Raw genomic sequence first — 24,259 nt, forward strand, 5'->3', positions numbered from 1 at the left:
ATTGATGATGAAAATGCGCTATCTTCTGAGCACCGTCGCGCTGTTGCTGTCACCACCGCTGGCTGCGCAGACGACGCCCCCCGCCCCGACACCGGCTGCCGCCACCATCCCCGCCGACCCGGCTTTGTGGGTGGTGAAGGACCAAGACACGACGATCTATCTGTTCGGCACGATCCACGCGCTGAAACCGCAGCTTAGCTGGTTCGATTCGGCGGTGCGCAAGGCGTTCGATGCGAGCGGGCAATTGGTGCTCGAAATTCCGCTGCCGACCCAGGAACAAGCCAAAGCGGTGATCGTGCCGCTGGCGATGGACGCGACGGGCAAGCCGCTGACCCAGAAACTGAGCACGGAGGACCGTAAGGTTTATGCCGCGGCGATGGCCAAGCTCGGCATCCCCGAAACCGCCTTCGACACGTTCGAGCCGTGGTTCGCCGGGGTCACGCTGGCGCAGATCGAGTTGCAAAAGGCCGGTTTCAACGCCGCCGAGGGGGTGGAAGTCGCGCTGAATGCTGCAGCTACGGCATCGGGCAAGCCGGTCTCGGGGCTGGAGACGCTGGAGCAGCAGCTCGGCTTTTTCCACAATCTGCCGCAAGCCGACCAGATCGCCTTCCTCATCTCGAGCGCCAAGGAAATCGACAAGTTCGATGCGACGATCAACGCCATGCTCGATCGCTGGAAGGCGGGCGATGCCGAGGGCTTGAGCGCGCTGATGAACGAGGATTTGAGCAGCCAGCCCAATCTCTACAAAGTGCTGCTTGCGGATCGCAACGCGCGCTGGGCCGACTGGATCGACAACCGGCTGAAGACGCCGGGTACCGTGTTCATCGCGGTCGGCGCGGGGCATTTGGCGGGTAAGGACAGCGTGCAGGCCTATCTCGCCAAGCATCATCTGGTGGCCGAGCGAGTCCGCTATTGAAGCGGCGATGGCTTGGTCTCGGGCTGGCGCTGGGGCTTTGCACCTGCGCGCGAGCGCCCGAGACCAAGGCGCATCCGGCGCTGTGGCGCGTGGGCGATGCCGATACCACGATCTGGCTGTTCGGGACGATCCACGCGCTGCCGCCCGGCGTCGACTGGCAAACGCCCACGGTCGCGCGGGCGATCGATGCGGCGGATACGCTGATCCTGGAAGTGCCGCCTGCCGATCCGGCGGCGGCGCGCGCGCACTTCGTTGCGTTGGCCGAGCAGCCGGGCTTGCCGCCGATTTCCGCGCGCGTGGCCGTTGGGGATCGTCCGACGCTGGCGCGCGGCATGGCGGTGGCGGGGCAATCGGCGGCGGATCTGGACGGGCTCAAGACCTGGGCGGCAGCCCTCACGATCACCGCCGGCGCGGGGCATGCCGAGCAAGCCAGCGCAGCCGAGGGTGTCGAGCCCGTGCTCACCCGGCGTTTCACCGGCAAGGCGATCGGCGCGCTGGAGACGCGCGACGGGCAGTTGCGGCTGTTCGACCGTTTGCCGGGCGCGGCGCAGCGCGTGCTGCTGGTGCAGGCGGCGATCGATGCGCAGGATGCCGCGCGCGGCTATGCGCAGTTGTTCAAGGCGTGGTCGGCGGGCGATGACGCCGCGCTCGCCGCGACCATCGCCCCGTTGCGGCGCGATCCGGCGATTGGCAAGGCGCTGCTCGCCGACCGCAACGCGCGCTGGGCGAGCGTGATCGTGCGGCGGATGGCGCGGCCGGGGCGCGTGTTCGTGGCCGTCGGCGCCGGGCATCTGGTCGGGCCGGGATCGGTGGTGGAATTGCTGCGCAAGCGCGGGCTGAAGGTCGAGCGGGTGGAGTAAATCCTTCTGCCGTTGGGAGAAGGTGGCGCGTAGCGCCGGATGGGGGTGACTTGGGCGAACGCGCGCCTCATCCTCACTCTTCCCACGCCTTCGGCGCGGGCCCCTTCCCTCTCCCGGTGGGAGAGGGAGATGCTATCCAGCATATTGCGCTTTACCCCGCCCTCCCCTATAGCGCCGCGCTTCGGTCAGGGTCATCCCTGGAGGCCTGGCCGGAGACCACACACACGCATATCGGAGTAATGCAATGAGCGACCAATTGGAGCTCGCAGCCGAGACGCGCGAACAGGTTGGCAAGGGAGCCTCCCGTTTGCTTCGTCGCGAAGGCCGCGTCCCCGCCGTGATCTACGGCAACAAGCAAGATCCCGAGTCGATCCACGTCGAGGAAAAGGCGCTGATGCGTCTCCTGATGACGGGTCACTTCATGAATTCGGTCGTCATGATCGAGGTCGGTGGCAAGAAGGTTCGCACCCTGCCGAAGGACGTGTCGTTCGACGCCGTCACCGAGCGTCCGGTCCATGCCGACTTCCTGCGCATCGGCGCGCACACCACCGTGCATGTCAACGTGCCTGTCGTGTTCACCGATGAAGACGAAGCCCCCGGCATCAAGACCGGCAAGGGCGTGCTCAACATCATCCAGCACGAGCTGGAACTGGTGTGCGACGCAGCCGAGATCCCGGACGACATCACCATCTCGCTGGCTGGCCGTGAAATCGGCGATTCGATCCACATCTCGAACGTGACGCTGCCCAAGGGCGTGACCCCGGCGATCACCGACCGCGACTTCACCATCGCGACGATCGTCCCGCCGACGGTGCCGACGGTTGCCGACGAAGAAGCGGACGCAGCTGTTGCCGAGGCGCAGGCCGCCGAGAGCGACACCGCCGAGTAATGGAGGACAAAGCCCTCTCCCCGCTGGCGGGGAGAGGGTTGGGAGAGGGGCTGAACCGCGCGCAAGCGCGGATGACGGCCCCTCTCCCCTACCCTCTCCCCGGAGGGGAGAGGGAGTCTTGAATGCAAATCTGGGTCGGCCTGGGCAATCCCGGCGCGCAATATGCGCTCAACCGCCACAATGTCGGCTTCATGGCGGTGGATATCATCGCCGAACTGCACAGCTTCGGCCCCGTCAAAAAGGCGTTTCAGGGCTGGACGCAGGAGGGCCGGATCGGCTCCGAGAAAATCCTGCTGCTCAAACCCGCGACCTTCATGAACGAGAGCGGCCGCAGCGTCGGCGAAGCGATGCGCTTCTACAAGCTCGATACCGGCGACGTCACCGTCTTCCATGACGACCTCGACCTCGACCCGTTCCGCGTGAAAGTGAAGACCGGCGGCGGCACTGCCGGGCATAACGGCTTGCGCTCGACCGAGGCGCATATCGGCAACGCCTTTCGCCGCGTGCGCATCGGCATCGGCCACCCCGGCCACAAAGACAAAGTCAGTCCCTATGTGCTCGGCAATTATGCCAAGGCCGAGATGGAGCCGCTGGCCGATCTGCTCGGCGCGATCGGGGCGGAGGCCCCGTGGCTGGCCAAGGGCGATGATGGCCGTTTCATGAGCGATGTCGCGCTGCGACTGGGAGAGACGAAATGACCGTGCGCACGCTGTTCGCGACGCCGTTCTACGAAGGCAAGTTGAAGAACGCCGCTCTGGTCGCCGATCTCGACCGCTCGTGCCAGGCGCTGGCCGAGGATGACCGCGCCGGGCGCGCCTGGTCCAAGGCGCATGGCTATCGCGGCTACACCTCCTACGCCTCGCTCAACGATTTGCCGATGCGCGACCCGGCCTTTGCCGATCTGGTCAAGCTGCTCAACAAGCATGTCGCCAAGTTCGCCGAAGACTGCGCGTTCGACCTGAACGACCGCAAATTGAAACTCGACAGCTTGTGGGTGAACGTCCTGAAACCAGGCGGGATGCATTCGGGGCATGTCCACCCGCACAGCGTGATTTCGGGCACGGTCTATATCGTCGTGCCGGAGGGCGCGGGTGCGCTCAAACTGGAAGACCCGCGTCTGCCGATGATGATGGCGGCCCCAACGCGGCGCGACGATGCGCCCGAAATGCTGAAACCCTTCGTCTATGTCGAGCCGCAGGCGGGCAGCGTGTTCCTGTGGGAAAGCTGGCTGCGCCACGAAGTCGCGCCAGGCACCGCCAAGAGCGAGCGGGTGAGCGTCAGCTTCAACTATCGCTGGTAAGGGCGTCGCTCTGGCATTCCGGCGCCGGACGCCGTATCGGCGGCGCATCACACATATCGTGCTTCAAGGATCATCATGGGTTTTCGCTGTGGAATCGTCGGGCTGCCCAATGTCGGCAAGTCCACCCTGTTCAATGCGCTGACGCAGACCGCGGCGGCGCAGGCGGCGAACTATCCGTTCTGCACGATCGAGCCGAACGTCGGCAACGTCGCGGTGCCCGACCCCCGGCTCGACAAGCTCGCCGCGGTCGCGGGATCGCAGAAGATCATCGAAACGCAATTGGGCTTTGTCGACATTGCCGGGCTGGTGCGCGGCGCCTCCAAGGGCGAGGGCCTCGGCAACCAGTTCCTCGGCAACATCCGCGAAGTCGATGCGATCGTGCATGTGCTGCGCTGCTTCGAGGATGACGACGTCACCCATGTCGAGGGCAAGGTCGACCCGATCGCCGATGCCGAGACGGTCGAAACCGAATTGATGCTGTCCGATCTGGAGAGCCTCGAAAAGCGCGTCCCCAATTTGCTGAAAAAGGCGACGCAGGGCGACAAGGAGGCCAAGGTCGCCGCCTCGGTGCTGGGCCAGGCGCTCGACCTGCTGCGCGAAGGCAAGCCCGCGCGGCTGACCGTACCCAAGGATGAAGACGAAGCCCGCGCCTTCAAACAGGCGCAATTGCTGACCGCCAAGCCGGTGCTCTATGTCTGCAATGTCGAGGAAGCGAGTGCCGCCAACGGCAATGCGCAATCGGCGCGCGTGTTCGAGAAGGCCAAGGCCGAGGGGGCCGAAGCCGTCGTCGTCTCCGCCGCGATCGAGGCCGAGATCGCCACGATGGAGCCGGAAGAGCGCGGTGAATTTCTCGCCGAACTGGGCCTGACCGAAACCGGCCTGTCGCGCGTGATCGTCGCCGGGTATCGGCTGCTCAAGCTGCTGACCTTCTTCACCGTCGGCCCCAAGGAAGCACGCGCCTGGACCGTCCATGCCGGGGCTAAGGCCCCGCAGGCAGCGGGCGAGATCCACACCGATTTCGAGCGCGGTTTCATCCGCGCCGAGACGATTGCCTATGACGATTATGTCGCGCTCGGCGGCGAAACCGGTGCGCGCGATGCCGGCAAGCTGCGCCAGGAGGGCAAAGAGTATGTCGTCCATGACGGCGACGTGCTGAATTTCCGCTTCAACGTCTAATCTTGTCGGCGGGCGACGCGCGGCCTAGGGTTTCCGCGATGTTCGCCCGCCTGATCCTTGCGCTGCTGCTGGCAGCCTTTGCCATCCCGGCGATAGCGCATGGGCAGTCGTGCCATGAAATGCCAATCGCCGCGCCGATGGCGCATGGCGCGCACCACATGCCGCGTCAGCACGATCAGGCGACCGTGCCGCATATCTGCATCGGCTGCATTCCCCCGGCCAGCCTCGCCGCACGCGGGGTGGATGCGCCGGGCGTGACGGCGGCAGTGCCGCGTCGCATCGTCGCGACCGCGTTTGATCCGGGCACGGCCCCACCACCGATCGTCCCTCCTCCGCGCCGGACCGTGTGATCCGGCGGGCCATCGCGCCCGCCCGCATGCTTTCCCCGTTGAGGATTTTCCGATGACCCGATCGATGTTGATCGCGGGCTGCGCGCTGTCCGCGCTGCTGCCCGCGCCCGCCTTTGCGCAAATGATGCCCGGCATGAAGATGGACATGCCGATGCCCGCTAAGCCCAAGGCGAAACCCAAGCCGGTAGTGAAACACGCGCCCCCCGCAGCGCACCCGCATGCCGCACAATCCACGCCCCCTTCTCCCCCACTACCTTCCCCGGCGCAGGCCGGGGCCCAGGAGCGGGCGGCCGATAAAGAAGCGCGGCCCTCTCCTATGACCACCTCCGAGACTGGGCCCCGGCCTGCGCCGGGGAAGACGGACGACAGCGTTCCAGCATCCCCGATGGCCATGCCCCCCGCCCCGCAGCCCCAAGGCGATCACGATCATTCCATGCCCGACATGCCCGGCATGGCCATGGGCCCAGCCGACCATGCCTATGGCGACGGGTCCGGCACCTCGCGCAACCCCGGCAATGACGGCGCGATGAAGGGGCTGCACCTCGCCACCGGCGACTGGATGGTGATGCTCCACGGCTATGCGACCAGCGTTTACACCAACCAGGGTGGCCCGCGCGGCGATCAGGAGACGTTCGTCGGTTCGATGGCGATGCTCACCGGCACACGCGATTTCGGCGGCGTGCGGTTGCAATTGCGGTCGATGATGAGTCTGGAGCCCGCAATGGGGGCGAAGGGCTATCCCAACCTCTTCGCCACCGGCGAAACCGCCAACGGCACCACGCAATTGACCGATCGCCAGCACCCGCACGATCTGTTCATGGAACTGGCGGCGCGGCTCGATGTCGATACCGCGCGCGGCAGCCTGTTCCTCTATGGCGGCCCTGTGGCCGAGCCGGCGCTCGGGCCATCGGCCTTCATGCACCGCACCTCCGCGCAATATCAGCCGCTCAGCCCGATCACGCACCATTGGTTCGACAGCACGCATATCAGCTACGGCGTGGTGACGGCGGGCTATGGCACGGCGCGCTGGCAGATCGAGGCGTCAGGCTTTCGGGGGCGTGAGCCCGACCAATATCGCTGGAATATCGAGCAGCCGGGTCTCGATTCGTGGAGCGTGCGCGCGACCTGGACACCCTCTCCCGCCTGGGCGGTGCAAGTCAGCCATGGCTGGCTGAAAAGCCCCGAACAGTTGGAAGCCTTTCGCAACGAAGCGCGCACCACGGCGAGCGTGCAATATGCCGCACACGGCGTGTCCGCCCTGCTCGCTTTCTCCAACAAGCATAAATTGCCCGGGCGCGTGCTGACGGCATGGCTGGCCGAGGCCAATTGGGACATTGACCGCCACCACACGCTGTTCGCCCGCGCGGAAAATGTGGCGAATGACGAGCTGTTCCCGAACCCGCTCGATCCGCTGCACGATCGCAAGGTCAGGGTGAGCAAGCTCGAGAGCGGCTATGCTTATCGCCTGCGCTTTGTGGGGCCGTTCGATCTCGCGCTCGGCGGCGCGGTCGGCATCTATGACAAGCCTGCCATTCTGGACGCGGCTTATGGCCGCTTCCCGCTGAGCTTCAGCCTGTTCGCCAAGGTCTCGCTCGGGCATTGAATGCGAAAGCGGCACCGGAGAGCCCTGCTCCCCGGTGCCGCCACTTCGCCCTTGCTGCAGGCAAGTGGGTCAGTCGATCGCCTTGCGCTGGTCGCGGCGGTCGGCGCTGGCGATCACCTGGACGCAGCCTTCGGCCGCTGGTGCCGGAGCCAGTTGCGTCTTGCCCGAGAGATGGATCGGGGCGGTGCGCTGCTCGCACCCGCGCTTGATCGGGTGGTAGGTTACCGCCGGGATTTTGCCCACGGGTGCCCAACGCATTTCATGCGTATCGGAAAGCGACTGCGCGGCGGCGGGAGCAGCGGCAAGCGTCATCGCAAGCGCGGCATATTTCAGCAAAGACATGGCAAATTCCTCAAAGCGTCAGGCGGATGAGGAAATATTTAGGGAACCCACCTTGCCACCCGCTGTCCGCATTGTGACAAAGCATGTCCGGGGCCTCGTGGGCGGGGTGCAGGGCCACCCTATGCCCAGGCGCTATGTGCTGTCATAGCGCCGACGCAATTCTATCGCAGGGGATGCACATGCGCTGGACAACCCGGATCTTCGCCGCCGCCTTGTGCGCCGCCCTGCAGGCATGCGTCACGGCCCCCATTTCAGGCCCCAAGCCAGCGACCGTCGCGCAGACGGAAACGCGCGCGCCGGTCACCATTCTCATCTCGATCGACGGTTTCCGCCCCGATTACCGTGCGCGCGGGGTGACGCCCAATCTCGATGCGCTGGCGGCAAGCGGCATCAGCGCGGCGATGCGCCCGTCCTTCCCGTCCAAGACTTTCCCCAATCACTGGACGCTCGTCACCGGGCTGCGGCCCGATCGCAACGGCATCGTGTCGAATTCGATGGAGGATGTCGCGCGGCCGGGCGTGACCTTCACGATGGAAAATTCCAAGGACCCGTTCTGGTGGAACGAAGCCGAGCCCTTGTGGGTCACAGCCGAGCGCAGCGGAGTGCGCAGCGCGACGCTGTTCTGGCCGGGTTCGAACGTCGCCTGGGGCGGCACGACGAAAGGTGGCCATGGCGACCCGACCGGCGGCGTCCGGCCTGAGGATTGGTGGCCGTTCGACATGGCGGTGCCTGGCGAGCAGCGCGTCGCGGGCGTGCTCGACTGGCTTCGACGTCCCGCAGCAACGCGTCCGCGCTTCCTGACGCTCTATTTCGATACTGTAGACAGTGCGGGGCACACTTATGGTCCGGATGCCGCCGAAACGACTGCGGCGGTCGCAAAGGTCGATGCGCAGATCGGCGCGCTGGTCTCCGGACTGAAAACCCTCGGCCAACCTGCCCACATCGTCGTCGTCGCGGACCATGGCATGGCCGGGACCAGTGCAAGACGCACCATCGCGATGGACACCGTCGCCAACCCCGCCGATTATCGCCAGTTCGAGGCCGGTCCGTTCGCCAGTTTCTACCCCGTGCCCGGCCATGAGGTCGCACTGGAAAAGGCGCTGCTCGGCCATCATGCGCATTATGATTGCTGGCGCAAAAGCGAGATCCCGGCGCGGCTGCATTACGGCACCAACCCGCGCATCCCGCCCTATTTCTGCCTGGCCGAAACCGGCTGGCTGCTCAACAAGACCGCGCCAGCCGCCGATGCGCATGATGGCGGCACGCATGGCTATGATTCGGCCGCGCCGGAAATGGCGGCGCTGTTCATTGCCAACGGCCCGGCGATCAAGCCGCTGGGTACGTTGCCCGCCTTCGACAATGTCGATGTCGCACCGCTGATTCGCGACCTGCTGGCGCTGCCCGCCGGGGCCAATCTGGACGGTGATGATGCGCCGTTCCGGGCGGCGCTGCAGCCAACCCATCGCAACTAGGGGCTTGCCTTTGCCGCCACCGCGCTGGACACTGGGGCATGCACTATTTTGAAGATATCGTGGTCGGAGAGAAAGCCTCGTTCGGCCATTATGTGGTGAAGCGCGACGAGGTCGTCGCCTTCGCCAAGGCCTATGACCCGCAGCCGTTTCATCTATCCGATGAAGCGGCCGCGCAAACCCATTTCGGGCGGCTGTCGGCCAGCGGCTGGCACACCTGCGCGATGACGATGGCGATGCTGGTCGAGCAGTTCAAGGTGACCGAGCAAGCCGGGCTGGGCTCGCCTGGGGTAGACGAGCTGCGCTGGCTCAAACCCGTTTATCCGGGTGACACGCTGCGCGTCGAAACCGAGATTATCGAGAAGCGCGCGTCGCAGAGCCGCCCGGAAATGGGCAGCTTTCGCAGCAAGGTGACCGTCTTCAACCAGGACGACGTGGCGGTGATGACCTTCACCTCGATCGGGCTGATTAGAACGCGCCCGGCCGACGGATCCGACGCTTAGCGGTGGCCGCGGCCACCGCGCCCACCCGGAGCGCGGCCGGAACCAGGCCGACCTTGCACGCCATAATCGCGCCACATCGGCCGGATTTCGCGGCGGTCATTGTGCCAGCGCTGCGTGCGGCCTTGCCAATAGCCGCGCTGGTCCGGGTTCCAGCGGTGGCGGACATTGGAGCGATCGTAAACGTAATAGCCCGAGCCCGGATAATAATAATCGCCATACCAGCCCCAATAGGGGTCAGCGCGATAGCCGCCATAATAGGGGTCCCACGCGCTGGCGCCGTAGCCGACCGACACGCCCGAATAGCCGTAATCCTCGGCACAGGCGGAAAGCCCCCCCAGCGAAACGAGGGCGGCAGCGGCGAGCGAGAGTTTCATGACGGACATGGCGGCGAGTCCTTGAAGGAGGTCGCGCCCTTTGGGCTGGCGCGGCGTTGTCCAATCAACCCCGCTCGCCAGCCTTTGGTTCCTCTCGCCCGCGCTCAATGGCCGGGGAAGGCGATCAGCGAATCAACCGCAATCCCATCGGCGCGCAGTGCATCCGCACCGCCCAGGTCGGGCAGATCGACCAGGAACTGCGTCTGCTCGACCACCGCGCCCGCCTTGCGCAGCAGCCGCACCGCCGCGCGCGCGGTGCCGCCGGTGGCGATCAGATCGTCGACCAGCAGCACGCGCTGCCCCGGCACCAGCGCGTCCTGATGCATGGCGATACGATCGGTGCCATATTCGAGCGCATAATCCTCGGCAATGGTTGCGCCGGGCAGCTTGCCGTCCTTACGGATCAACAGCACGCCGGCGTTCAGCGGCGCGGCGAGAGCTGCTGCAAAAATGAAGCCGCGTGCCTCGATCCCGGCGACCAGATCGACCGGGCCGCGCGTGGCCGCTGCCATCCGCGTGATCGCGCTGGCAAAACCCGCAGCATCGAGCAGCAAAGTGGTGATGTCGCGAAACTGGATGCCGGGCTTTGGGAAATCCGGGATGGTGCGGATCAGCGCCTTCAGATCGTCATTCTCGGCCATAGCATCCTCGTCGCCCCGGAGCCGCTCGGCCCGGGTGGGAACCGCCGCCCCGCACCGCGCGGAGCCGCCCCGACACCAGGGCCGGGGCGACGTCCATGGCTCAGTGCTTGATATCGCGCCAGATGTTTTGATACGCGCCGTACGCCAGGATGCAGAAGAACAGCAGGAAGCCGAGCACCGCCAGACCGTAAGCGTGCCGCGTCGGCAGGTTTGGCTCGGCAGCCCAGGTCAGGAATGCCGCGACGTCCTTGGCATTCTGATCGACGGTCGATTTGGTGCCGTCGAGATAGGTGACTTGCCCATCCTGCGACAGCGGCGGCGGCATCGCGATGTTGAGGTTCGCGAAATACGGGTTGAAGTACAGCCCGTCCGGCACCTTGGCATCGGGGAATTTCTTCAACAAAGCGGCCGGTTGCGGTCCATAGCCGGTCAGCAATGAATAGACATAGGCCGGGCCGTCATGCCGCGCCTTGGTGATCAGCGACAAATCTGGCGGATTGCCGGTGCCGGGATAATAAACGGTCGGGAAATAATCCGATGGCAGGTTCGGGCGCTCGGTGGTGTCGCCCGATTTCGGATCGAACTGCTTGGCCTTGACCGACCAGTCCGCCGCGAACTTCTTCACTTGCGCGGGCGTATAGCCGAGCTGAGTCAGGTCGCGGAAAGCGACATGTTTCAGCGAATGGCAGTTGGCGCAGACTTCCTTATACACCTGCAGCCCGCGCTGGAGCTGGCGCTGGTCATAGGTGCCAAAGAAGCCGTTCGATGCGAGCTCGACCTCCTTGGGGTGGAGATGGAATTCGTCGACCGCCGTCGGAGCCGGGGGATCGGTGACGACCCCCTGGATCGACCAGAACAGCGCCCAGGACAGTACGGCAACGAAGCCGGCACCGATGAGAATTGCGATTGCGCGAACCATTGCTCGTAATGCCCCTTATTCGGCCGGGACCGCGCTACCGCTGAGTGCGGTATGCGCCGGTGACGTGCCACCCTTCTTCGCCAGCACCGCCTCGGTGATCGAGTTTGGCAGCGGCGTCGGGCGTTCTGCCCGCGAGATGATCGGGATGATGATCAGGAAGTGCGCGAAATAATAGGCCGCGCTGATCTGGCTGATGATGACATAAAGCGGCGTCGCAGGCGAACCGCCACACCAGCCGAGCACCAGCACATCGGCCACCAGCACCCAGAAGAAGATGCGATAGAGCGGACGATAATTGGCCGAGCGCACCGGCGACGAATCCAGCCAGGGCAGGAAGAACAGCAGCAGGATCGACCCGAACATCGCCAGCACGCCGAGCAGCTTTGCCGGAATGCCGATGAAATCGACCGTGAAGGCGCGCAGGATCGCGTAGAACGGCCAGAAATACCATTCGGGCACGATGTGCGCCGGGGTCTGCAGCGCGTTGGCCGGGATATAATTGTCCGGGTGGCCAAGGCTGTTGGGCGCGAAGAACAGGAGTGCGGCAAAGATGAACAGGAACACGCCGAGCCCGAAGCCGTCCTTGGCGGTGTAATAAGGGTGGAACGGAACGGTGTCCTGTTCGCCCTTCACGTCGACGCCGGTCGGGTTGTTCGAACCCGGAATGTGCAGCGCCCAGATGTGCAGGATGATGACCGCAGCGATCACGAACGGCAGCAGGTAATGCAGCGAGAAGAAGCGGTTGAGCGCAGCGTCATCGGGGGCATATCCCCCCAGAAGCCAGATGCGGATGGTGTCGCCCACCACCGGGATCGCCGAGAAGAAGCCGGTGATAACCTGCGCACCCCAGAAGCTCATCTGCCCCCAGGGGAGCACATAACCCATGAACGCCGTCGCCATCATCAGCAGGAAAATGACCACGCCGAGCAACCAGATCATCTCGCGCGGGGCCTTGTACGATCCGTAGAACAGCCCGCGGAAGATGTGGATATAGACCACGACGAAGAACATCGAGGCGCCGTTGGCATGCGCATAACGCAGGAACCAGCCGCCATTCACGTCGCGCATGATATGTTCGACCGAGTCGAACGCCACGCCGCCATTGGCGGCATAGTGCATCGCCAGCACGATGCCGGTGACGATCTGGATGGCGAGTGCCGCGCCCGCGAGCACGCCGAAGTTCCAGAAATAATTGAGGTTGCGCGGCACGGGATAGCCCGCGCCGACCGCGCCATAAACGAACCGGGGAAGCGGCAGCCGCTCATCGATCCACTTGGTGAAGCCCGATTTCGGCTCGTACTGCTTGGCCCAGGGGAAGCTCATATCTCTATCCTCAACCCACCGTAACCGTCGTTGGCGACGTGAATTTATACTCCGGCACGAACAGGTTCTTCGGTGCCGGTCCTTTGCGGATGCGCGCCGCCGTGTCGTATTGCGAACCGTGGCAGGGGCAGAAATAGCCACCGAACTGGCCGCGATCCTCGCCGCTGGTAATGCCCTGCGGAATACAGCCGAGATGCGTGCAAACGCCCAGCGTGATCAGCCAGTTCTTCTGGCCGCGCGTGCGTTGTGCGAGCGTTTCGGGGTCGCGCAGCGTCTTGATGTCGACCTTGTCGGCCTCGGCGATTTCGGCCGGGGTCAGGTTGCGGACGAACAGCGGCTGCTTGCGGAAGGAGGTAACGATGCCCTGCCCCGCTTCGATCTTCGACAGATCGACGTCGGTGGTGGATTGCGCCAGCACGTCGGCCGAGGGGTTCATCTGGTTGATCAGCGGCACCACGATCGCGATCCCGCCGACACCCGCAGCCGCAACGGCCGCGATGTTCAGAAAGTCGCGGCGGCGTGGTTCGCCGTCATGATGGGGTTCATCCTGCCGGGGAACTTCCAGGGTGTTTCCGCTTGCCATTCACTTGCCCTTGTACTTCGCACGCCGTGTTGAAACACGCCGCGACGAAAAATCCGACAACGTCACCCTCACAAGAACGACGTGTGGGTCACGCCTGAACGCCTTCCCTCTGCCGGAGAAGCTTGAGCGTTCTGTTAGACGGCGCGACGGTGTTTTGCCAACAGCATTTTAGGAGTAGGGGCGCTGGTTATGCGTATTGCTCTCTACCAGCCCGAAATCGCCGGAAATGTCGGTGCCATTCTGCGCCTTGGTGCCTGTCTGGGAACGCCGGTCGACGTCATCGAGCCAACCGGCTTTACCTGGAGCGAGAAGGCCCTCGCCCGCTCGGGCATGGATTATGCCGGGGTCGTGGACGTCCACCGCCACCTCGACTGGGCGACGTTCGAACGCCAGGTGCCCGGGCGAATCGTGCTGCTGACGACGCGCGGCGGGGTGCGCCTCGACACCGCCGTTTTTCAGCCGAACGACGTTTTGCTGATGGGGTCCGAAGGCAGCGGCGTGCCGGATGCGGTGCATGCGCGCGCTGACATGGCCGTCCGCATCCCCTTGGCCGAGGGGATGCGGTCGCTCAACATTGCGGTGGCGACAGGCATCGCGCTGGCCGAGGCACTACGGCAGACCAACGGCTGGCCTGCTTGATCCTCCCCGTCGCGGGGAGGATTTTCGCATCTCGACTTGGCCGCCATCCCTCGCCACAACATCCCCCATGGACCTGGACCAAGAACAAACCGCCGCCCGCCACTGGTTCGAGCATTTGCGCGACCTGATCTGTGCGGAATTCGTCGCGATCGAACGGGAAGCCGGATCGGAGGCGAGCTTCGACTACACCCAGTGGGACCGCGCCGACCCCAATGGCGGCGATGGCGGTGGCGGCGTGCGCGGGGTGATGAAGGGCAAGGTGTTCGAAAAGGTCGGCGTCAACGTCTCGACCGTGGGCGGAGCATTCGAGGGCGAGTTCGCCAAATCGATCCACGGTGCCGCCGAAGACCCGAGCTTCTTTGCCACGGGGATCAGCCTGGTCGCCCACATGGCGAACCCGCACGTGCCCGCCGTCCACATGAACACGCGCTTCCTGGTCACGACCAAGCGCTGGTTTGGCGGCGGAGCCGATCTCAACCCGCCGATTCCCTATGCCGAGGACACCGCCGAATTCCACGCCTCGATGCGCGCGGCGTGCGATGCGCATGGCGACGATTATTATGCGCGCTATTCGAAATGGGCCGAGGAGTATTTCTACATCCCGCACCGCAAGGTGCATCGCGGGGTCGGCGGCATTTTCTGCGACCATCTGGAGGGGGATTTCGCCGCGAACTTCGCCTTTATCCAGGACATTGGGCGCGCCTTTCTGGACGTATATCCGCAAATCGTGCGACGCCGGATGAACACGCCCTTCAACGCCGCCGACACCGCGCAAATGCTCGAATGGCGCGGTCGCTATGCCGAGTTCAACCTGGTGTACGATCGCGGCACGCTGTTCGGGCTGAAGACCGGCGGCAATATCGATGCGATCCTGATGAGCTTGCCGCCGCTCGCGACATGGTCCTGAAGGTCGGGGCAGCGCGATGGGCTTGATTCCGGTCCGCGATGACGAGGTGGCGACGATCGTCACCACGCTTGAGATGCGTCAGCGCCCGCCGCTGCGCCCGCTGCCCGCGTCCCCGATGCGGCTGGTCGCATGGGAAGCGCCGAGCTTAGACGCCTATCGCACGCTGTTCCGCCGCGTCGGGGCACCATGGCTGTGGTTCTCGCGGCTGGTGATGGACGATCGGACGCTCGGCGCGATTCTCGCCGACCCCAACGTCGCGATCCATGCCGTGGTCGACCGCAGCGGAATCGAGGTCGGGATGCTCGAACTCGATTTTCGCGAAGCCGGCCAATGCGAGATTTCCTATTTCGCGCTGGTGCCCGAACTGGCGGGCAAAGGGCTCGGTCGCTGGCTGATGGCGGAAGCGCTGGCACGCGGATGGCGCAAGGGGATCGATCGGGTGTGGGTCCACACCTGCACGCTCGACCATCCCTCAGCGCTCAACTTCTATCGCGCGCAAGGATTCGTCGCGATCAAGCGGGCGATCGAGACCTTTCCCGATCCCCGCATCACTGGGCATCTGCCGCCCGATAGCGCGCCTCAGATTCCGCTGCTCAACCGCCGATAAAGCGCGATCTCGATCAGCACCGCCGCAACGGTGCCGAGCGTATGCCCCCCGGCGATTCCTGCATCGAGCACGGCAGCCACGACCGGATTGGCCATCGGCGCGCCATCGAGCGCAGTGCCAAGCAGCTCGAAGGGCAGCGCGATCAAGCGCCCCCCCAGCAACGGTACGAACGCCAGGCCCATCAGCACCAGGCCATTGCCCCGCGTCAGCGCAAAGCTGCGCCGCCACGCCGCGAACACGCCGATCGGTCGCTCCCCGACGAAGACGGGCGAAACCGGCAGCAACCGTCCCTTGAGATACAGCCCTGGAAAGACCAAGATCGAGCCGATGCTGACCGGCACGCTGACAGCCAGCGCCAGCAAGAGATAGTGCGGCAATAACGCGCCCGCCTGACCGAGCGCGCCGCTCACGGTCGGGCGCGCTCGGTCGATATACACGACGAACAGCGCCAGCACCCCGAACAGCGACAGCAGGCTGAGCACGATCACCAGCAACTCATATTGCTGGCCCCATACGCCAAGTTGCTTGAGCCAGAGATCCGCCGACGTCTGATCCACGACCGCCGGTGGAGCGGGCGCGGGAGCGACATAAATGGCCCCCGCCAGATCGGGAATAAACAAGAAGACGCCCGCTATACCGAGCAGCAGTTCGGAATCCCGCTTGGCCATCGCCCAGGCATCGCGAAGGATGCCTGCCACATTGAGTTTCATGAAACCTCGACGATCGCCTCACGCGCATCACGCGCCGCAAGATAGAGTTTGGCGACGAACGCGACCGCCAGCAGCGAAAAGATCGTCGACACGGCGGCCACAGCGATTTGGGTCAACACGGTCGCAACGCTCAACTGCCCCTCACCGCCGATCAGCAGCCCGAAGACCGTGCCGAACACCAGCTTGGCCGCAGCGGAAGCAACCCATGATACGCAGCCATACAGCAACACCACCCCCATGACCTTCCAAGTGATCCGGCGCGTGAGCACGAAAGAGCGCGCGTAAACGCCGAGCCCGCGCCGCTCCATCACGATGATCGGCGTGGCCAGCACAACAAAGCGGGCATAGCCCCAGAACAAGATCAGGCACAGCAACAGGGTGTAGAGCGAGCCGAAGGTCAACGCGCCCTGATTGACCTCGCCTGACGGGGGCTTTCCTGCCGCCAAGGCGGCCATGTCGACGCCGCTCAGCGCAAACGCGATGAAAATCGGCGCGGCGAGCAGCAGCACGACGAGCAAGGTGACAAGCCCAACTCCGATCACCGGCAACAACCGTCGATTGGCCACGCGCACCGCCCCGCCACGCCCCGCCGCCGGATCGAATGCGAGCGCGGTGATCGCCACCCCCGCCCAGCTCGACACCAGCGACAGTGCCAACACCATCAGGCCAAGCGCAAGATCAGCAGGCTGCCCGCCAGTCCCCATCAGCGGCATCAGGCTGCCGATCAGCGTGAGCGGCACGAAAATGCCGAACAGCACGAGCGGCGTGAGCGCGGCCAGATTGTCGCTGAGAAATTCGGCCGTACGGTCCCACACGGTGCTCATCGTCGCGATCACGTCTCTAGTCTCCCCGGATCCAACGACATGATATTGCCGCGATCGGGCGGTAGCGCAATGCTCTGCCGCCCGCCACTCCCTGCAAACCCTCCCTTGCGCGGCGGGCCCAGCTACGCCATTTCCGGGGCGTGACTTTCAGGACTGACGACATCGAATGGCGCATAACGCCAGACCCGGTTCCCTATGAGGTGGCGGTCGCCGAAATGGAAGCGCGCGCCGCAGCGATCGCCGCGGGCACAGCGCGCGAAATGGTGTGGTTGCTGGAACATCCCCCGATCTACACCGGCGGCACCAGCGCCGACCCGGCCGAGCTGCGCGACCCGCATTTTCCGGTTGTGCAGACCGGGCGCGGCGGCCGCTACACCTATCACGGGCCCGGTCAACGCATCGGCTATGTTATGCTCGACCTCGACCGGCGCGGACGCGACGTTCGGCAGTTTGTCCACGCTCTGGAAGGCTGGGTGATCGCGGCGTTGGGAGATCTGGGGGTTGCGGCGTTTCGCGCACCAGGACGCGTGGGCATCTGGACCAACATCCCCGATCTGGCCAACGATGGCGGTGTGGCCGAGGCCAAGATCGGTGCGATCGGCGTGCGCGTGCGGCGCTGGGTGACGCTGCACGGGTTTTCCGTCAACCTTTCGCCAAACCTTTCACATTTCAGTGGAATTGTGCCCTGTGGCTTGGCCGACTATGCGGTGACGAGCATGGAAATGCTGGGACTTCCGACCGATTTTGAAACTTTTGACGCGGCGCTTGCGTTGCGATTCGCAGCGTTTCTGCAAACTCATTCTTCTACGGCAGAAAACTGGGCTTGAGGGGCGCGCCGATCCGGACTAATGTCCACCACGGTTTGGGTATTAAAGGTCTCGAGGCCAACCAAATCCATTATCTAGGGAGCTTTCCAATGCGTGCACTCATTTCCAAGGTCGCTGCTGGTTCGATGATCGCTGTTGCTGCGATCGCCATTTCGGCATGCACCCCGAAGACCGAAACGACGACGACCGACAACACGATGGTCACCGATCTGAACTCGACCGACACGATGACCACCAACGACACGATGACGTCGACCGACGGCGCGATGGCAAACGACGGTGCGATGGTTTCGAACGACACCATGACCACCAACACCACGTCGACCACGACCACGAACAAGATGTAATTCTTCCCTTTCGGGAAAGATTGTATCGAAGGCCGTCCGGGCGACCGGGCGGCCTTTTCGATTCCGCCGTTCGGTACACCGCATTTGCGGGTAGCCTCGCGCTGCAGGATGCGCGATTAGGGTTGGGGCGCGCGAAAAAACGCCGTAATTGCAAAGTGTGTGAACGAGAGGCTTCGAATGACTGTGTTGCGTACCCTTGCCGTGCTGGCCGCTGTCGCGAGTGCCGCACTTGCTGGCCCCGCCTCGGCCCAATTCTTCTTCCAGTCGCATGACATGAGTGGCCCGCCGGCGCGCGGCGACGAGCCCGGCCTGCCATCGTTGCCAGGCGCGACAGAAGACGAAGTCCGCGCCAATCTGGTTTGGAACCTGCGCTCCGCGCTCAACGTCGCCGCGTTGCAGTGCAAGTTCGAGCCGTCGCTGCTGACGCTCCAAAATTACAATATCATCCTTGAAAATCACAAGGACGAGCTGAAAAAAGCATATGAAACGGTGAACAAGTATTTTGTTCGCACCAACAAGGGCGCGAAGGTCGGCATCTCCGCGATGGACCGTTACGGCACCCGCACCTATTCCGCCTTTACCACGGTCGCCGCGCAATATGGCTTTTGCCAAACCGCCAGCGCGATTGCCACGCACGCCGCCTACGCCCCGCGCGGCACGCTGTACAAAGTCGCGATCGCCGAGATGAACGCGTTGCGCAACGCGTTGGTGCCGTGGGGCGAGGAGCGTTTCTCCCGCCGCGTACGCGTCGACACCCGCCTGGCAATGCCGCGCCTGGACTCGATTTGCTGGTCGAAGCGGAACGAATGGGTTGCCAAGAAGTGCGGCCCGTTCGAACTGACCTACCGCTAAGGCGGCCTTCGACGCTGGGTCAGCGTAGGCCCAGCGTCTTGTGCGCCTGCAGCGTCAGCCGCCATTTGGGCCGCGCCATGACAAGGTCGATCGCGGCGGCGTGATTGGACGCTGCATCGACGCTATCGAGCGGCTGCACCAGGTGATGCGCAAACGCCCATTGCTCCAGCGCGGCGACATCGGTTCCTGGCTGGGGCCAGACCAGCTTCAACTCATCGCCGCTTTGCTGGACAACCATGCTGTCCGCCTTGGGGCTGATGCACACCCAGTCGATTCCCGGATGGACTGGCAGGGTGCCGTTGCTCTCGATCGCGATCTCGAACGCGGCACCGTGCAACGCCTCGATCAGCGCATCGTCGATCTGGAGCATCGGCTCGCCCCCGGTCAGCACGACGAAGCGGCTGTCGGCACCGTGGCCCCAAAAACGCTGCACCGCCTCCGCCAAGGCCGCGGCATCGGCGAATTTGCCACCGCCAGCGCCATCGGTTCCGACGAAATCGGTATCACAGAAGCGGCACACTGCGGTCGCGCGATCCTGCTCGCGTCCCGACCACAAATTGCACCCGGCAAAACGGACGAAGACGGCGCGACGCCCAGCCTGTACGCCCTCCCCCTGGAGCGTCAGGAACATCTCCTTGACGGCATAGGACATCGCGTCAGACCGCGTAGCCGGTCGGATCCGGCAGGCCGGCTTCCTCAAATCCCTTTTTGCGCAGTCGGCAGCTGTCGCAGGTGCCGCAGTGCAGGCCACCTGGGGCGGGATCATAGCAGGACCAGCTTATCCCCGCGTCCAACCCGAGCCGCGCCGCCTCGCGCGCGATGTCGGCCTTGGTCATGTGCTGCAGCGGCGCATGAATGCGAAAGGGACTGCCCTCGACCCCGGCCTTGGTTGCCAGTTCGGCCAAGCCTTCGAACGCGGCAATAAATTCCGGACGGCAATCGGGGTAGCCCGAATAATCCAGCGCATTGACCCCGATGAACAGGTCGCGCGCGCCCGCCGCCTCCGCCCATCCGAGCGCAAGGCTGAGGAAGATCGTATTGCGCGCCGGCACATAGGTGATCGGAATGCCCGGCTGTACGCCGTCCTTCGGGACCGCGATATCGTCGGTCAGCGCCGAGCCGCCAAATGCCGCGAGATCGAGCGGCAGCACCACATGGCGCACTGCGCCGAGCGCATTGGCGATGCGTCGGGCCGATGCCAATTCCATTCGGTGGCGCTGATTATAATCAACCGAAAGCGCGAGCAAACGATAGCCCTGCTCGCGCGCCAGCGCTGCGGCCACCATCGAATCGAGGCCACCCGACACCAGCACGACTGCCAGCGGGGCGACCGAAGAGGTCTGTTCCAATGTCATGATGCAAGGGAGTTAGTCACCAACCCCGCATTGCGCAAGCAGCGCATAAAAAACGGGCCGCCCGAAAGCGACCCAGGGGTTCCCCTAAGGGGGCGAATTGGGAGAAACGCGTGCCATAAAATGCACGCGTGATGTATATCGGGAGACTCTAAAGACCGGCTTAACGCGCCGTGCTGGCACCGGGCGGGCACGCCCCGATGCGGCGTGCCTCGTAATGATAATCGAATGGCGCGCCGCTGACGATCCCTTGCGTGTCCAAATTGAAGGCGCGCGGCGTCGAAATCTTGAACGTGGTGCGGCCGTGACCATTGCCCGGGCAAGTATAATGCACGGTGGCCAGATCCGGCTCGTTATCAATGATGAAGCGCTGACACTGCCCCGCACTGTGTCCATATTGGATCAGAACCGTCGGATCGGCAATGCACAGCGTTCGAGCGGCCGAATCGGTTCCCAGTTCCTTGATCTGCCATTGGCCGGGCTCGATCCGGGCAACCGCCGTCAGAGTTGGCCCGGCGGTCGGGGCCGCCGCGATCAGCCCGCCAACCATCAACGCCGCAACCACTGCGCGCGCGACCTTCGATATCGCCATTCGATCCAACCCCGCTCGGCCCCGGGCAGAGCCTACCCAGGTTCGCCGCTATCGTCACGTAATTGGGGTTCCGCGCGCAAGTTTCAATGCGGCTACGGAACGATTTCCGCTGCCGCCTGCACCGGGAACTTACGGGCGCAAAAGGCACAATCGACAAAGATCGTGCCAGTTTCGTCCGCCATCGCGCGCTGTTCCTCGGGCGGAAACTTGCCGAGCACTTGCGCGATATATTCGGGCGAGCAGCGGCAACCGCGAACGATGGCGGTGTCGCCATAGAGCCGCACTGTCTCCTCCTCGTTGAACAGCCGCCATACCAGCGTCTCAAGCGGAATTGCGGGGTCGGAGAGCTCGTCCGCCTGAATGGTCTGCCCGAGGATCGCGACATGCTCCCATTCGGGATGGTCGAGCCGGGTGTGCAGCCGGTCCCGTCCGACCTCGCCCTCCGGCAGATGCTGGAGCAGCAGGCCGCCGGCGAATCGCTTGCCGTCCTTCCCCTTGCCTCCACAATCGATGCCGACGCGGACGAGCGTTGGGATCTGTTCGGACTGCAGGAAATAATGCTCGGCGGCCGCGCTCAGCGAATCGCCGTCGAGCGGGACGATGCCTTGATAGCGTTCGCCCGTCGTCGCCTGATCGAAAGTGATCGCGAGATAGCCAGCGCCAAACAGCGCGAACAGGCTTGGGTTCTCCGGGGCGGATGCCAGCCGTTCGGCATCATATTGAACATAGCCGCGCAGTTCGCCGCCTTTGTAGTCGCACACCAGCAGGGTTACGATTCCCGACTGGGTTTGCGCCTGCATGGTGAGCTGGCCTTCCGCATCCTTGAGCGTCGAGCCAATCAATGCGGCCAGCGTCAGCGCCTCCGCCAGCAACGCCTCGATCGGTGCGGGATAAGCGTGGGCGTCGAGAATCGTGTCGAGCACCGGGCCGAGTCGCACGACCCGACCGCGCGCGTGGCGCGCCGGGATGGTGAAGCCGAGGGCGCGGTCGGAGTCGGTGGTGCGAAGGTCGTCCATATAAAATCCGTTCGGGCTGAGCCTATCAAAGCCCTGCTCTCCCCGCACGACCATCGTGGATAAGGAGGGCCCTTCGACAAGCTCAGGGCGAACGGACTTGCGTGTCAGCGCCTTACATAAGGCTCAACCGGCCGCGATCAACCGATCTGGCCAAAGCACCAGCGCAGCACCGACTTTTGCGCGTGCAGCCGGTTCTCCGCCTCCGGCCAGATCAGCGATTGCGGGCCGTCGATCACCTCTGCCGTCACTTCCTCGCCGCGATGCGCGGGCAGGCAGTGGAGGAACTTCGCGTCGGGCTTGGCGGTCGCCATCAGCGCGGCATCGACCTGATAGGGCAGCATCGCCTGCAACTTGGTCTCGGCATGCGCCTGCCCCATCGAAATCCAGGTATCGGTGACGATGATATCGGCACCCTCCACCGCTTCGCGCGCAGTGCCGACCACGCGCGCGCGACCCTTGCCCAGCGCGACATCGCTCTCGGGTGGCATAAAGCCTTGCGGGCACGCCGCGACCACATCGAACTGCATCAGCCCGGCCGCCTCCATGATCGAGGCAAGCACGTTATTGCCGTCGCCCAGCCACGCCACCTTCAGCCCCGGCAACGGCTTGCCCGCTTCGATGATCGTCAGCAGATCCGCCATGATCTGACAGGGATGCGAATTATCGGTCAGGCCGTTGATGACCGGCACGGTCGCATACTGCGCCATCTCCTCGACCTTGGCATGGTCGTCGGTGCGCAGCATGATCGCATCGCAATAGCCTGACAGAACGCGTGCGGTGTCGGCGACGGTCTCACCCCGCCCAAGCTGGGTCGTGCCCGAGTCGAGCACGACGCTGGACCCGCCAAGCTGGCGAATCGCCATGTCGAACGACACGCGTGTGCGGGTAGAATTCTTTTCGAACACCATCGCCAGCGTGTGCCCGGCGAGCGGGGCATCGGCATCGGGCTTGCCCTTGGGCCAACCCGCACGCGCCGCCTTGCGATCGAGCGCATCGGCCAGCATCGCCGCGATACCATCCGGGCCAGCATCGGAGAGCGAGAGGAAGTGGCGCATCTCAGATCCTCCCCGTTCCGGGGAGGATCTTCACCCCATTTACCCCGCTCATGCCGTCGCCACCGCATAGTCGCGTGCGCCGTCGCTCAGCTTCTGCACGAACTCGGCGATGTGGCTTTCCTCGATCACCAGCGGGGGCAGCACGCGTACCACATTCTCGCCCGCCGCGACCGTCAGCAGGCCGTGATGGTCACGCAGATGCCCGACGAAATCGCGTGCGACCGCCGCATCCTTCAGCTTGATCCCCAGCATCAGGCCCATGCCGCGAATGCTGTCGAACAGATGGTCGTGATTGGGGATCATCTGCTCGATCGAGGCGCGCAACCGGTCGCCCATCGCGGTTACGTGATCGAAAAAACCGGGTTCGAGCATCACGTCGAGCACCGCCTCGCCCGCCGCCATGGCCAGCGGGTTGCCACCATAGGTCGATCCGTGCGTGCCGAATACCATGCCCTTGGCCGCTTCCGCCGTCGCCAGGCACGCGCCCAGCGGGAAGCCTCCGCCAATACCCTTGGCCGACGAAAGGATGTCAGGCGTGATGCCGTAATGCTCATACGCCCACATCTTGCCGGTGCGGCCATAGCCGCACTGGACCTCGTCCAGCACCAGCAACAGGCCGTGTTCGTCGCACGCCTTGCGCAGACCCTGGATGAACGCCTGCGTGCCAGCGGACACGCCGCCCTCGCCCTGGATCGTCTCGACCATGAAACCCGCAGTCGTATCGTCGATCAGCGCGAGCGCCGCGTCGAGATCGTTGAACGGCGCATATTTGAAGCCGGGCAAAAGCGGCTCGAACCCGTCGCGCATCTTGGGCTGGTTGGTTGCCGAGATCGCCCCCATCGTCCGCCCGTGAAAGGCGTTGTTGAAGGTGATCAGCGTCGTGCGCTGCGGATTGCCATTGGCATAATGATAGCGCCGCGCGGTCTTGATCGCGCATTCCACCGCCTCGGTGCCCGAATTGGTGAAGAACACCGTGTCGGCAAAGGAGCTGTCGACGATGCGCTGCGCCAGATGTTCGCCCTGCGGGCTGCCATACAGGTTCGACACGTGCATCAGCGTCGCCGCCTGGTCGGCAATCGCCTGGACCAATTTGGGATGGCCGTGGCCGAGCGCGTTGACCGCGATCCCCGCCGCGAAATCGAGATAGCGTTCGCCCTGCTCGCCAATCAGGTAGCAGCCCTCGCCGCGCACCGGGCGCACGCCGCAACGCGGGTACACGGGCATCAAAGCGGGGGTCGACACAGGCGCTCTCCTTAAAAAGCAAAAGGCGACCCACACGGTCG

At 64.5% G+C, this 24,259-nt stretch carries 30 protein-coding genes; 16 read left to right on the plus strand and 14 right to left on the minus strand.

The window, feature by feature from the left end:
- The first annotated feature begins 4 nt into the window (after positions 1 to 4).
- The 8 genes from ACP7BL_RS05650 to ACP7BL_RS05685 all read left to right on the plus strand — a co-directional run bounded on the left by ACP7BL_RS05650 (position 5) and on the right by ACP7BL_RS05685 (position 7,094).
- Positions 5 to 916, plus strand: a complete 912-nt coding sequence (locus ACP7BL_RS05650; RefSeq protein WP_426257825.1) for a TraB/GumN family protein — start codon at positions 5 to 7, stop codon at positions 914 to 916.
- Positions 913 to 1,776, plus strand: coding sequence for a TraB/GumN family protein (locus ACP7BL_RS05655; protein ID WP_426257826.1), 864 nt, complete (start codon positions 913 to 915; stop codon positions 1,774 to 1,776). The genes ACP7BL_RS05650 and ACP7BL_RS05655 overlap by 4 nt, the downstream gene beginning before the upstream one ends.
- Positions 1,777 to 2,020: 244 nt before the next feature.
- Positions 2,021 to 2,665, plus strand: coding sequence for a 50S ribosomal protein L25/general stress protein Ctc (locus tag ACP7BL_RS05660; protein ID WP_033966177.1), 645 nt, complete (start codon positions 2,021 to 2,023; stop codon positions 2,663 to 2,665).
- A gap of 122 nt (positions 2,666 to 2,787) precedes the next feature.
- Complete coding sequence (pth, locus tag ACP7BL_RS05665) at positions 2,788 to 3,363, plus strand: aminoacyl-tRNA hydrolase (RefSeq protein WP_299105294.1); 576 nt, start codon at positions 2,788 to 2,790, stop codon at positions 3,361 to 3,363.
- Positions 3,360 to 3,965, plus strand: coding sequence for a TIGR02466 family protein (locus ACP7BL_RS05670; RefSeq protein WP_010403813.1), 606 nt, complete (start codon positions 3,360 to 3,362; stop codon positions 3,963 to 3,965). The genes pth and ACP7BL_RS05670 overlap by 4 nt, the downstream gene beginning before the upstream one ends.
- Before the next feature lie 75 nt (positions 3,966 to 4,040).
- Entirely contained in the window at positions 4,041 to 5,141 is a 1,101-nt protein-coding gene (gene ychF / locus ACP7BL_RS05675; RefSeq protein ID WP_137903119.1) for a redox-regulated ATPase YchF, read from the plus strand.
- A 38-nt stretch (positions 5,142 to 5,179) separates the two neighbouring features.
- Entirely contained in the window at positions 5,180 to 5,491 is a 312-nt protein-coding gene (locus tag ACP7BL_RS05680) for a hypothetical protein (protein ID WP_299105277.1), read from the plus strand.
- A gap of 52 nt (positions 5,492 to 5,543) precedes the next feature.
- Positions 5,544 to 7,094 (plus strand): hypothetical protein, encoded by a 1,551-nt coding sequence (locus ACP7BL_RS05685; RefSeq protein WP_426257827.1) that lies wholly within the window; start codon positions 5,544 to 5,546, stop codon positions 7,092 to 7,094.
- A gap of 69 nt (positions 7,095 to 7,163) precedes the next feature.
- On the opposite strand, the gene ACP7BL_RS05690 is transcribed toward ACP7BL_RS05685, so the two are convergent.
- Positions 7,164 to 7,436 (minus strand): hypothetical protein, encoded by a 273-nt coding sequence (locus tag ACP7BL_RS05690; RefSeq protein WP_126847061.1) that lies wholly within the window; start codon positions 7,434 to 7,436, stop codon positions 7,164 to 7,166.
- 179 nt (positions 7,437 to 7,615) lie between these two features.
- On the opposite strand from ACP7BL_RS05690, the gene ACP7BL_RS05695 reads away from it, so the two are divergent.
- On the plus strand, positions 7,616 to 8,908 hold the full coding sequence (locus tag ACP7BL_RS05695; RefSeq protein ID WP_426257828.1) for an ectonucleotide pyrophosphatase/phosphodiesterase: 1,293 nt from the start codon (positions 7,616 to 7,618) through the stop codon (positions 8,906 to 8,908).
- A 38-nt stretch (positions 8,909 to 8,946) separates the two neighbouring features.
- Positions 8,947 to 9,408 (plus strand): MaoC family dehydratase, encoded by a 462-nt coding sequence (locus tag ACP7BL_RS05700; RefSeq protein ID WP_033964471.1) that lies wholly within the window; start codon positions 8,947 to 8,949, stop codon positions 9,406 to 9,408.
- Here ACP7BL_RS05700 and ACP7BL_RS05705 read toward each other — a convergent pair.
- The 5 genes from ACP7BL_RS05705 to petA all read right to left on the minus strand — a co-directional run bounded on the left by ACP7BL_RS05705 (position 9,405) and on the right by petA (position 13,248).
- Positions 9,405 to 9,791, minus strand: a complete 387-nt coding sequence (locus ACP7BL_RS05705; RefSeq protein WP_033964477.1) for a hypothetical protein — start codon at positions 9,789 to 9,791, stop codon at positions 9,405 to 9,407. The genes ACP7BL_RS05700 and ACP7BL_RS05705 overlap by 4 nt on opposite strands.
- 95 nt (positions 9,792 to 9,886) lie before the next feature.
- Entirely contained in the window at positions 9,887 to 10,423 is a 537-nt protein-coding gene (locus ACP7BL_RS05710; RefSeq protein WP_033964470.1) for an adenine phosphoribosyltransferase, read from the minus strand.
- A 100-nt stretch (positions 10,424 to 10,523) separates the two neighbouring features.
- On the minus strand, positions 10,524 to 11,342 hold the full coding sequence (locus ACP7BL_RS05715) for a cytochrome c1 (protein ID WP_033964469.1): 819 nt from the start codon (positions 11,340 to 11,342) through the stop codon (positions 10,524 to 10,526).
- A gap of 15 nt (positions 11,343 to 11,357) precedes the next feature.
- Complete coding sequence (locus ACP7BL_RS05720) at positions 11,358 to 12,665, minus strand: cytochrome b (RefSeq protein WP_126847049.1); 1,308 nt, start codon at positions 12,663 to 12,665, stop codon at positions 11,358 to 11,360.
- A gap of 10 nt (positions 12,666 to 12,675) precedes the next feature.
- Entirely contained in the window at positions 12,676 to 13,248 is a 573-nt protein-coding gene (petA, locus tag ACP7BL_RS05725) for a ubiquinol-cytochrome c reductase iron-sulfur subunit (protein ID WP_126847046.1), read from the minus strand.
- A gap of 189 nt (positions 13,249 to 13,437) precedes the next feature.
- Between petA and ACP7BL_RS05730 the strand changes: the two genes are divergently transcribed.
- The 3 genes from ACP7BL_RS05730 (at position 13,438) to ACP7BL_RS05740 (ending at position 15,401) form a co-directional block, all read left to right on the plus strand.
- Positions 13,438 to 13,887 carry a tRNA (cytidine(34)-2'-O)-methyltransferase gene (locus ACP7BL_RS05730; RefSeq protein ID WP_126847044.1) on the plus strand — a complete coding sequence of 150 codons (450 nt, stop codon included), beginning with the start codon at positions 13,438 to 13,440 and terminating at the stop codon, positions 13,885 to 13,887.
- Positions 13,888 to 13,954: 67 nt separating this feature from the next.
- Entirely contained in the window at positions 13,955 to 14,794 is an 840-nt protein-coding gene (gene hemF, locus ACP7BL_RS05735) for an oxygen-dependent coproporphyrinogen oxidase (protein WP_126847042.1), read from the plus strand.
- Between the two features lie 16 nt (positions 14,795 to 14,810).
- A complete protein-coding gene (locus ACP7BL_RS05740) occupies positions 14,811 to 15,401 on the plus strand; it encodes a GNAT family N-acetyltransferase (RefSeq protein WP_426257829.1) in 591 nt (196 codons plus the stop codon).
- On the opposite strand, the gene ACP7BL_RS05745 is transcribed toward ACP7BL_RS05740, so the two are convergent.
- Both ACP7BL_RS05745 and ACP7BL_RS05750 read right to left on the minus strand, forming a co-directional pair.
- Entirely contained in the window at positions 15,374 to 16,111 is a 738-nt protein-coding gene (locus ACP7BL_RS05745) for a hypothetical protein (protein ID WP_137903117.1), read from the minus strand. The two genes, ACP7BL_RS05740 and ACP7BL_RS05745, sit on opposite strands and share 28 nt — an antisense overlap.
- Positions 16,108 to 16,947, minus strand: coding sequence for a hypothetical protein (locus ACP7BL_RS05750; RefSeq protein WP_171010582.1), 840 nt, complete (start codon positions 16,945 to 16,947; stop codon positions 16,108 to 16,110). Before ACP7BL_RS05750 ends, ACP7BL_RS05745 begins: the two co-directional genes overlap by 4 nt.
- 128 nt (positions 16,948 to 17,075) lie before the next feature.
- On the opposite strand from ACP7BL_RS05750, the gene lipB reads away from it, so the two are divergent.
- The 3 genes from lipB (at position 17,076) to ACP7BL_RS05765 (ending at position 18,961) form a co-directional block, all read left to right on the plus strand.
- Positions 17,076 to 17,762 carry a lipoyl(octanoyl) transferase LipB gene (lipB, locus tag ACP7BL_RS05755; RefSeq protein ID WP_426257830.1) on the plus strand — a complete coding sequence of 229 codons (687 nt, stop codon included), beginning with the start codon at positions 17,076 to 17,078 and terminating at the stop codon, positions 17,760 to 17,762.
- Between the two features lie 89 nt (positions 17,763 to 17,851).
- The gene (locus ACP7BL_RS05760; RefSeq protein ID WP_033964460.1) at positions 17,852 to 18,109 is read left to right on the plus strand and encodes a hypothetical protein; all 258 of its coding nucleotides are present in this window, start codon (positions 17,852 to 17,854) and stop codon (positions 18,107 to 18,109) included.
- 177 nt (positions 18,110 to 18,286) lie between these two features.
- On the plus strand, positions 18,287 to 18,961 hold the full coding sequence (locus tag ACP7BL_RS05765; protein WP_126847034.1) for a hypothetical protein: 675 nt from the start codon (positions 18,287 to 18,289) through the stop codon (positions 18,959 to 18,961).
- 19 nt (positions 18,962 to 18,980) lie between these two features.
- Here the strand turns inward: ACP7BL_RS05765 and queE are convergent, their stop codons facing one another.
- The 6 genes from queE to ACP7BL_RS05795 all read right to left on the minus strand — a co-directional run bounded on the left by queE (position 18,981) and on the right by ACP7BL_RS05795 (position 24,218).
- Positions 18,981 to 19,613: a 7-carboxy-7-deazaguanine synthase gene (gene queE, locus ACP7BL_RS05770; RefSeq protein WP_033964459.1), complete on the minus strand. Its 633-nt coding sequence runs from the start codon at positions 19,611 to 19,613 to the stop codon at positions 18,981 to 18,983.
- Between the two features lie 4 nt (positions 19,614 to 19,617).
- Positions 19,618 to 20,316 (minus strand): 7-cyano-7-deazaguanine synthase QueC, encoded by a 699-nt coding sequence (gene queC, locus ACP7BL_RS05775; protein WP_033964458.1) that lies wholly within the window; start codon positions 20,314 to 20,316, stop codon positions 19,618 to 19,620.
- A 160-nt stretch (positions 20,317 to 20,476) separates the two neighbouring features.
- Positions 20,477 to 20,905, minus strand: coding sequence for a DUF3617 domain-containing protein (locus ACP7BL_RS05780; RefSeq protein ID WP_033964457.1), 429 nt, complete (start codon positions 20,903 to 20,905; stop codon positions 20,477 to 20,479).
- Between the two features lie 92 nt (positions 20,906 to 20,997).
- Positions 20,998 to 21,921, minus strand: coding sequence for an Hsp33 family molecular chaperone HslO (locus ACP7BL_RS05785; protein WP_033964456.1), 924 nt, complete (start codon positions 21,919 to 21,921; stop codon positions 20,998 to 21,000).
- Positions 21,922 to 22,058: 137 nt separating this feature from the next.
- The gene (gene argF, locus ACP7BL_RS05790) at positions 22,059 to 22,976 is read right to left on the minus strand and encodes an ornithine carbamoyltransferase (RefSeq protein WP_426257831.1); all 918 of its coding nucleotides are present in this window, start codon (positions 22,974 to 22,976) and stop codon (positions 22,059 to 22,061) included.
- Between the two features lie 48 nt (positions 22,977 to 23,024).
- Entirely contained in the window at positions 23,025 to 24,218 is a 1,194-nt protein-coding gene (locus ACP7BL_RS05795) for an aspartate aminotransferase family protein (protein ID WP_126847026.1), read from the minus strand.
- Positions 24,219 to 24,259: the final 41 nt, after the last annotated feature.

Source organism: Sphingomonas sp. DC1600-2 (assembly GCF_049897605.1).
In the GTDB taxonomy this organism is placed as follows: Bacteria; Pseudomonadota; Alphaproteobacteria; order Sphingomonadales; family Sphingomonadaceae; genus Sphingomonas.

What these genes read in the sequence shown, in the direction of transcription:
- ACP7BL_RS05730 (WP_126847044.1), top strand. Translation starts at nt 13,438, where the DNA reads ATGCGTATTGCTCTCTACCAGCCCGAAATCGCCGGAAATGTCGGTGCC.
- ACP7BL_RS05685 (WP_426257827.1), top strand. Translation starts at nt 5,544, where the DNA reads ATGACCCGATCGATGTTGATCGCGGGCTGCGCGCTGTCCGCGCTGCTG.
- ACP7BL_RS05785 (WP_033964456.1), bottom strand. Translation starts at nt 21,921, where the DNA reads ATGGACGACCTTCGCACCACCGACTCCGACCGCGCCCTCGGCTTCACC.
- ACP7BL_RS05670 (WP_010403813.1), top strand. Translation starts at nt 3,360, where the DNA reads ATGACCGTGCGCACGCTGTTCGCGACGCCGTTCTACGAAGGCAAGTTG.
- ACP7BL_RS05740 (WP_426257829.1), top strand. Translation starts at nt 14,811, where the DNA reads ATGGGCTTGATTCCGGTCCGCGATGACGAGGTGGCGACGATCGTCACC.
- ACP7BL_RS05720 (WP_126847049.1), bottom strand. Translation starts at nt 12,665, where the DNA reads ATGAGCTTCCCCTGGGCCAAGCAGTACGAGCCGAAATCGGGCTTCACC.
- ACP7BL_RS05690 (WP_126847061.1), bottom strand. Translation starts at nt 7,436, where the DNA reads ATGTCTTTGCTGAAATATGCCGCGCTTGCGATGACGCTTGCCGCTGCT.
- ACP7BL_RS05760 (WP_033964460.1), top strand. Translation starts at nt 17,852, where the DNA reads ATGCGTGCACTCATTTCCAAGGTCGCTGCTGGTTCGATGATCGCTGTT.
- argF (WP_426257831.1), bottom strand. Translation starts at nt 22,976, where the DNA reads ATGCGCCACTTCCTCTCGCTCTCCGATGCTGGCCCGGATGGTATCGCG.
- queC (WP_033964458.1), bottom strand. Translation starts at nt 20,316, where the DNA reads ATGACATTGGAACAGACCTCTTCGGTCGCCCCGCTGGCAGTCGTGCTG.
- ACP7BL_RS05780 (WP_033964457.1), bottom strand. Translation starts at nt 20,905, where the DNA reads ATGGCGATATCGAAGGTCGCGCGCGCAGTGGTTGCGGCGTTGATGGTT.
- ACP7BL_RS05660 (WP_033966177.1), top strand. Translation starts at nt 2,021, where the DNA reads ATGAGCGACCAATTGGAGCTCGCAGCCGAGACGCGCGAACAGGTTGGC.
- ACP7BL_RS05680 (WP_299105277.1), top strand. Translation starts at nt 5,180, where the DNA reads ATGTTCGCCCGCCTGATCCTTGCGCTGCTGCTGGCAGCCTTTGCCATC.
- ACP7BL_RS05695 (WP_426257828.1), top strand. Translation starts at nt 7,616, where the DNA reads ATGCGCTGGACAACCCGGATCTTCGCCGCCGCCTTGTGCGCCGCCCTG.
- petA (WP_126847046.1), bottom strand. Translation starts at nt 13,248, where the DNA reads ATGGCAAGCGGAAACACCCTGGAAGTTCCCCGGCAGGATGAACCCCAT.
- ACP7BL_RS05650 (WP_426257825.1), top strand. Translation starts at nt 5, where the DNA reads ATGATGAAAATGCGCTATCTTCTGAGCACCGTCGCGCTGTTGCTGTCA.
- ychF (WP_137903119.1), top strand. Translation starts at nt 4,041, where the DNA reads ATGGGTTTTCGCTGTGGAATCGTCGGGCTGCCCAATGTCGGCAAGTCC.
- ACP7BL_RS05745 (WP_137903117.1), bottom strand. Translation starts at nt 16,111, where the DNA reads ATGAAACTCAATGTGGCAGGCATCCTTCGCGATGCCTGGGCGATGGCC.
- ACP7BL_RS05715 (WP_033964469.1), bottom strand. Translation starts at nt 11,342, where the DNA reads ATGGTTCGCGCAATCGCAATTCTCATCGGTGCCGGCTTCGTTGCCGTA.
- ACP7BL_RS05710 (WP_033964470.1), bottom strand. Translation starts at nt 10,423, where the DNA reads ATGGCCGAGAATGACGATCTGAAGGCGCTGATCCGCACCATCCCGGAT.
- ACP7BL_RS05705 (WP_033964477.1), bottom strand. Translation starts at nt 9,791, where the DNA reads ATGTCCGTCATGAAACTCTCGCTCGCCGCTGCCGCCCTCGTTTCGCTG.
- ACP7BL_RS05765 (WP_126847034.1), top strand. Translation starts at nt 18,287, where the DNA reads ATGACTGTGTTGCGTACCCTTGCCGTGCTGGCCGCTGTCGCGAGTGCC.
- hemF (WP_126847042.1), top strand. Translation starts at nt 13,955, where the DNA reads ATGGACCTGGACCAAGAACAAACCGCCGCCCGCCACTGGTTCGAGCAT.
- queE (WP_033964459.1), bottom strand. Translation starts at nt 19,613, where the DNA reads ATGTCCTATGCCGTCAAGGAGATGTTCCTGACGCTCCAGGGGGAGGGC.
- ACP7BL_RS05700 (WP_033964471.1), top strand. Translation starts at nt 8,947, where the DNA reads ATGCACTATTTTGAAGATATCGTGGTCGGAGAGAAAGCCTCGTTCGGC.
- pth (WP_299105294.1), top strand. Translation starts at nt 2,788, where the DNA reads ATGCAAATCTGGGTCGGCCTGGGCAATCCCGGCGCGCAATATGCGCTC.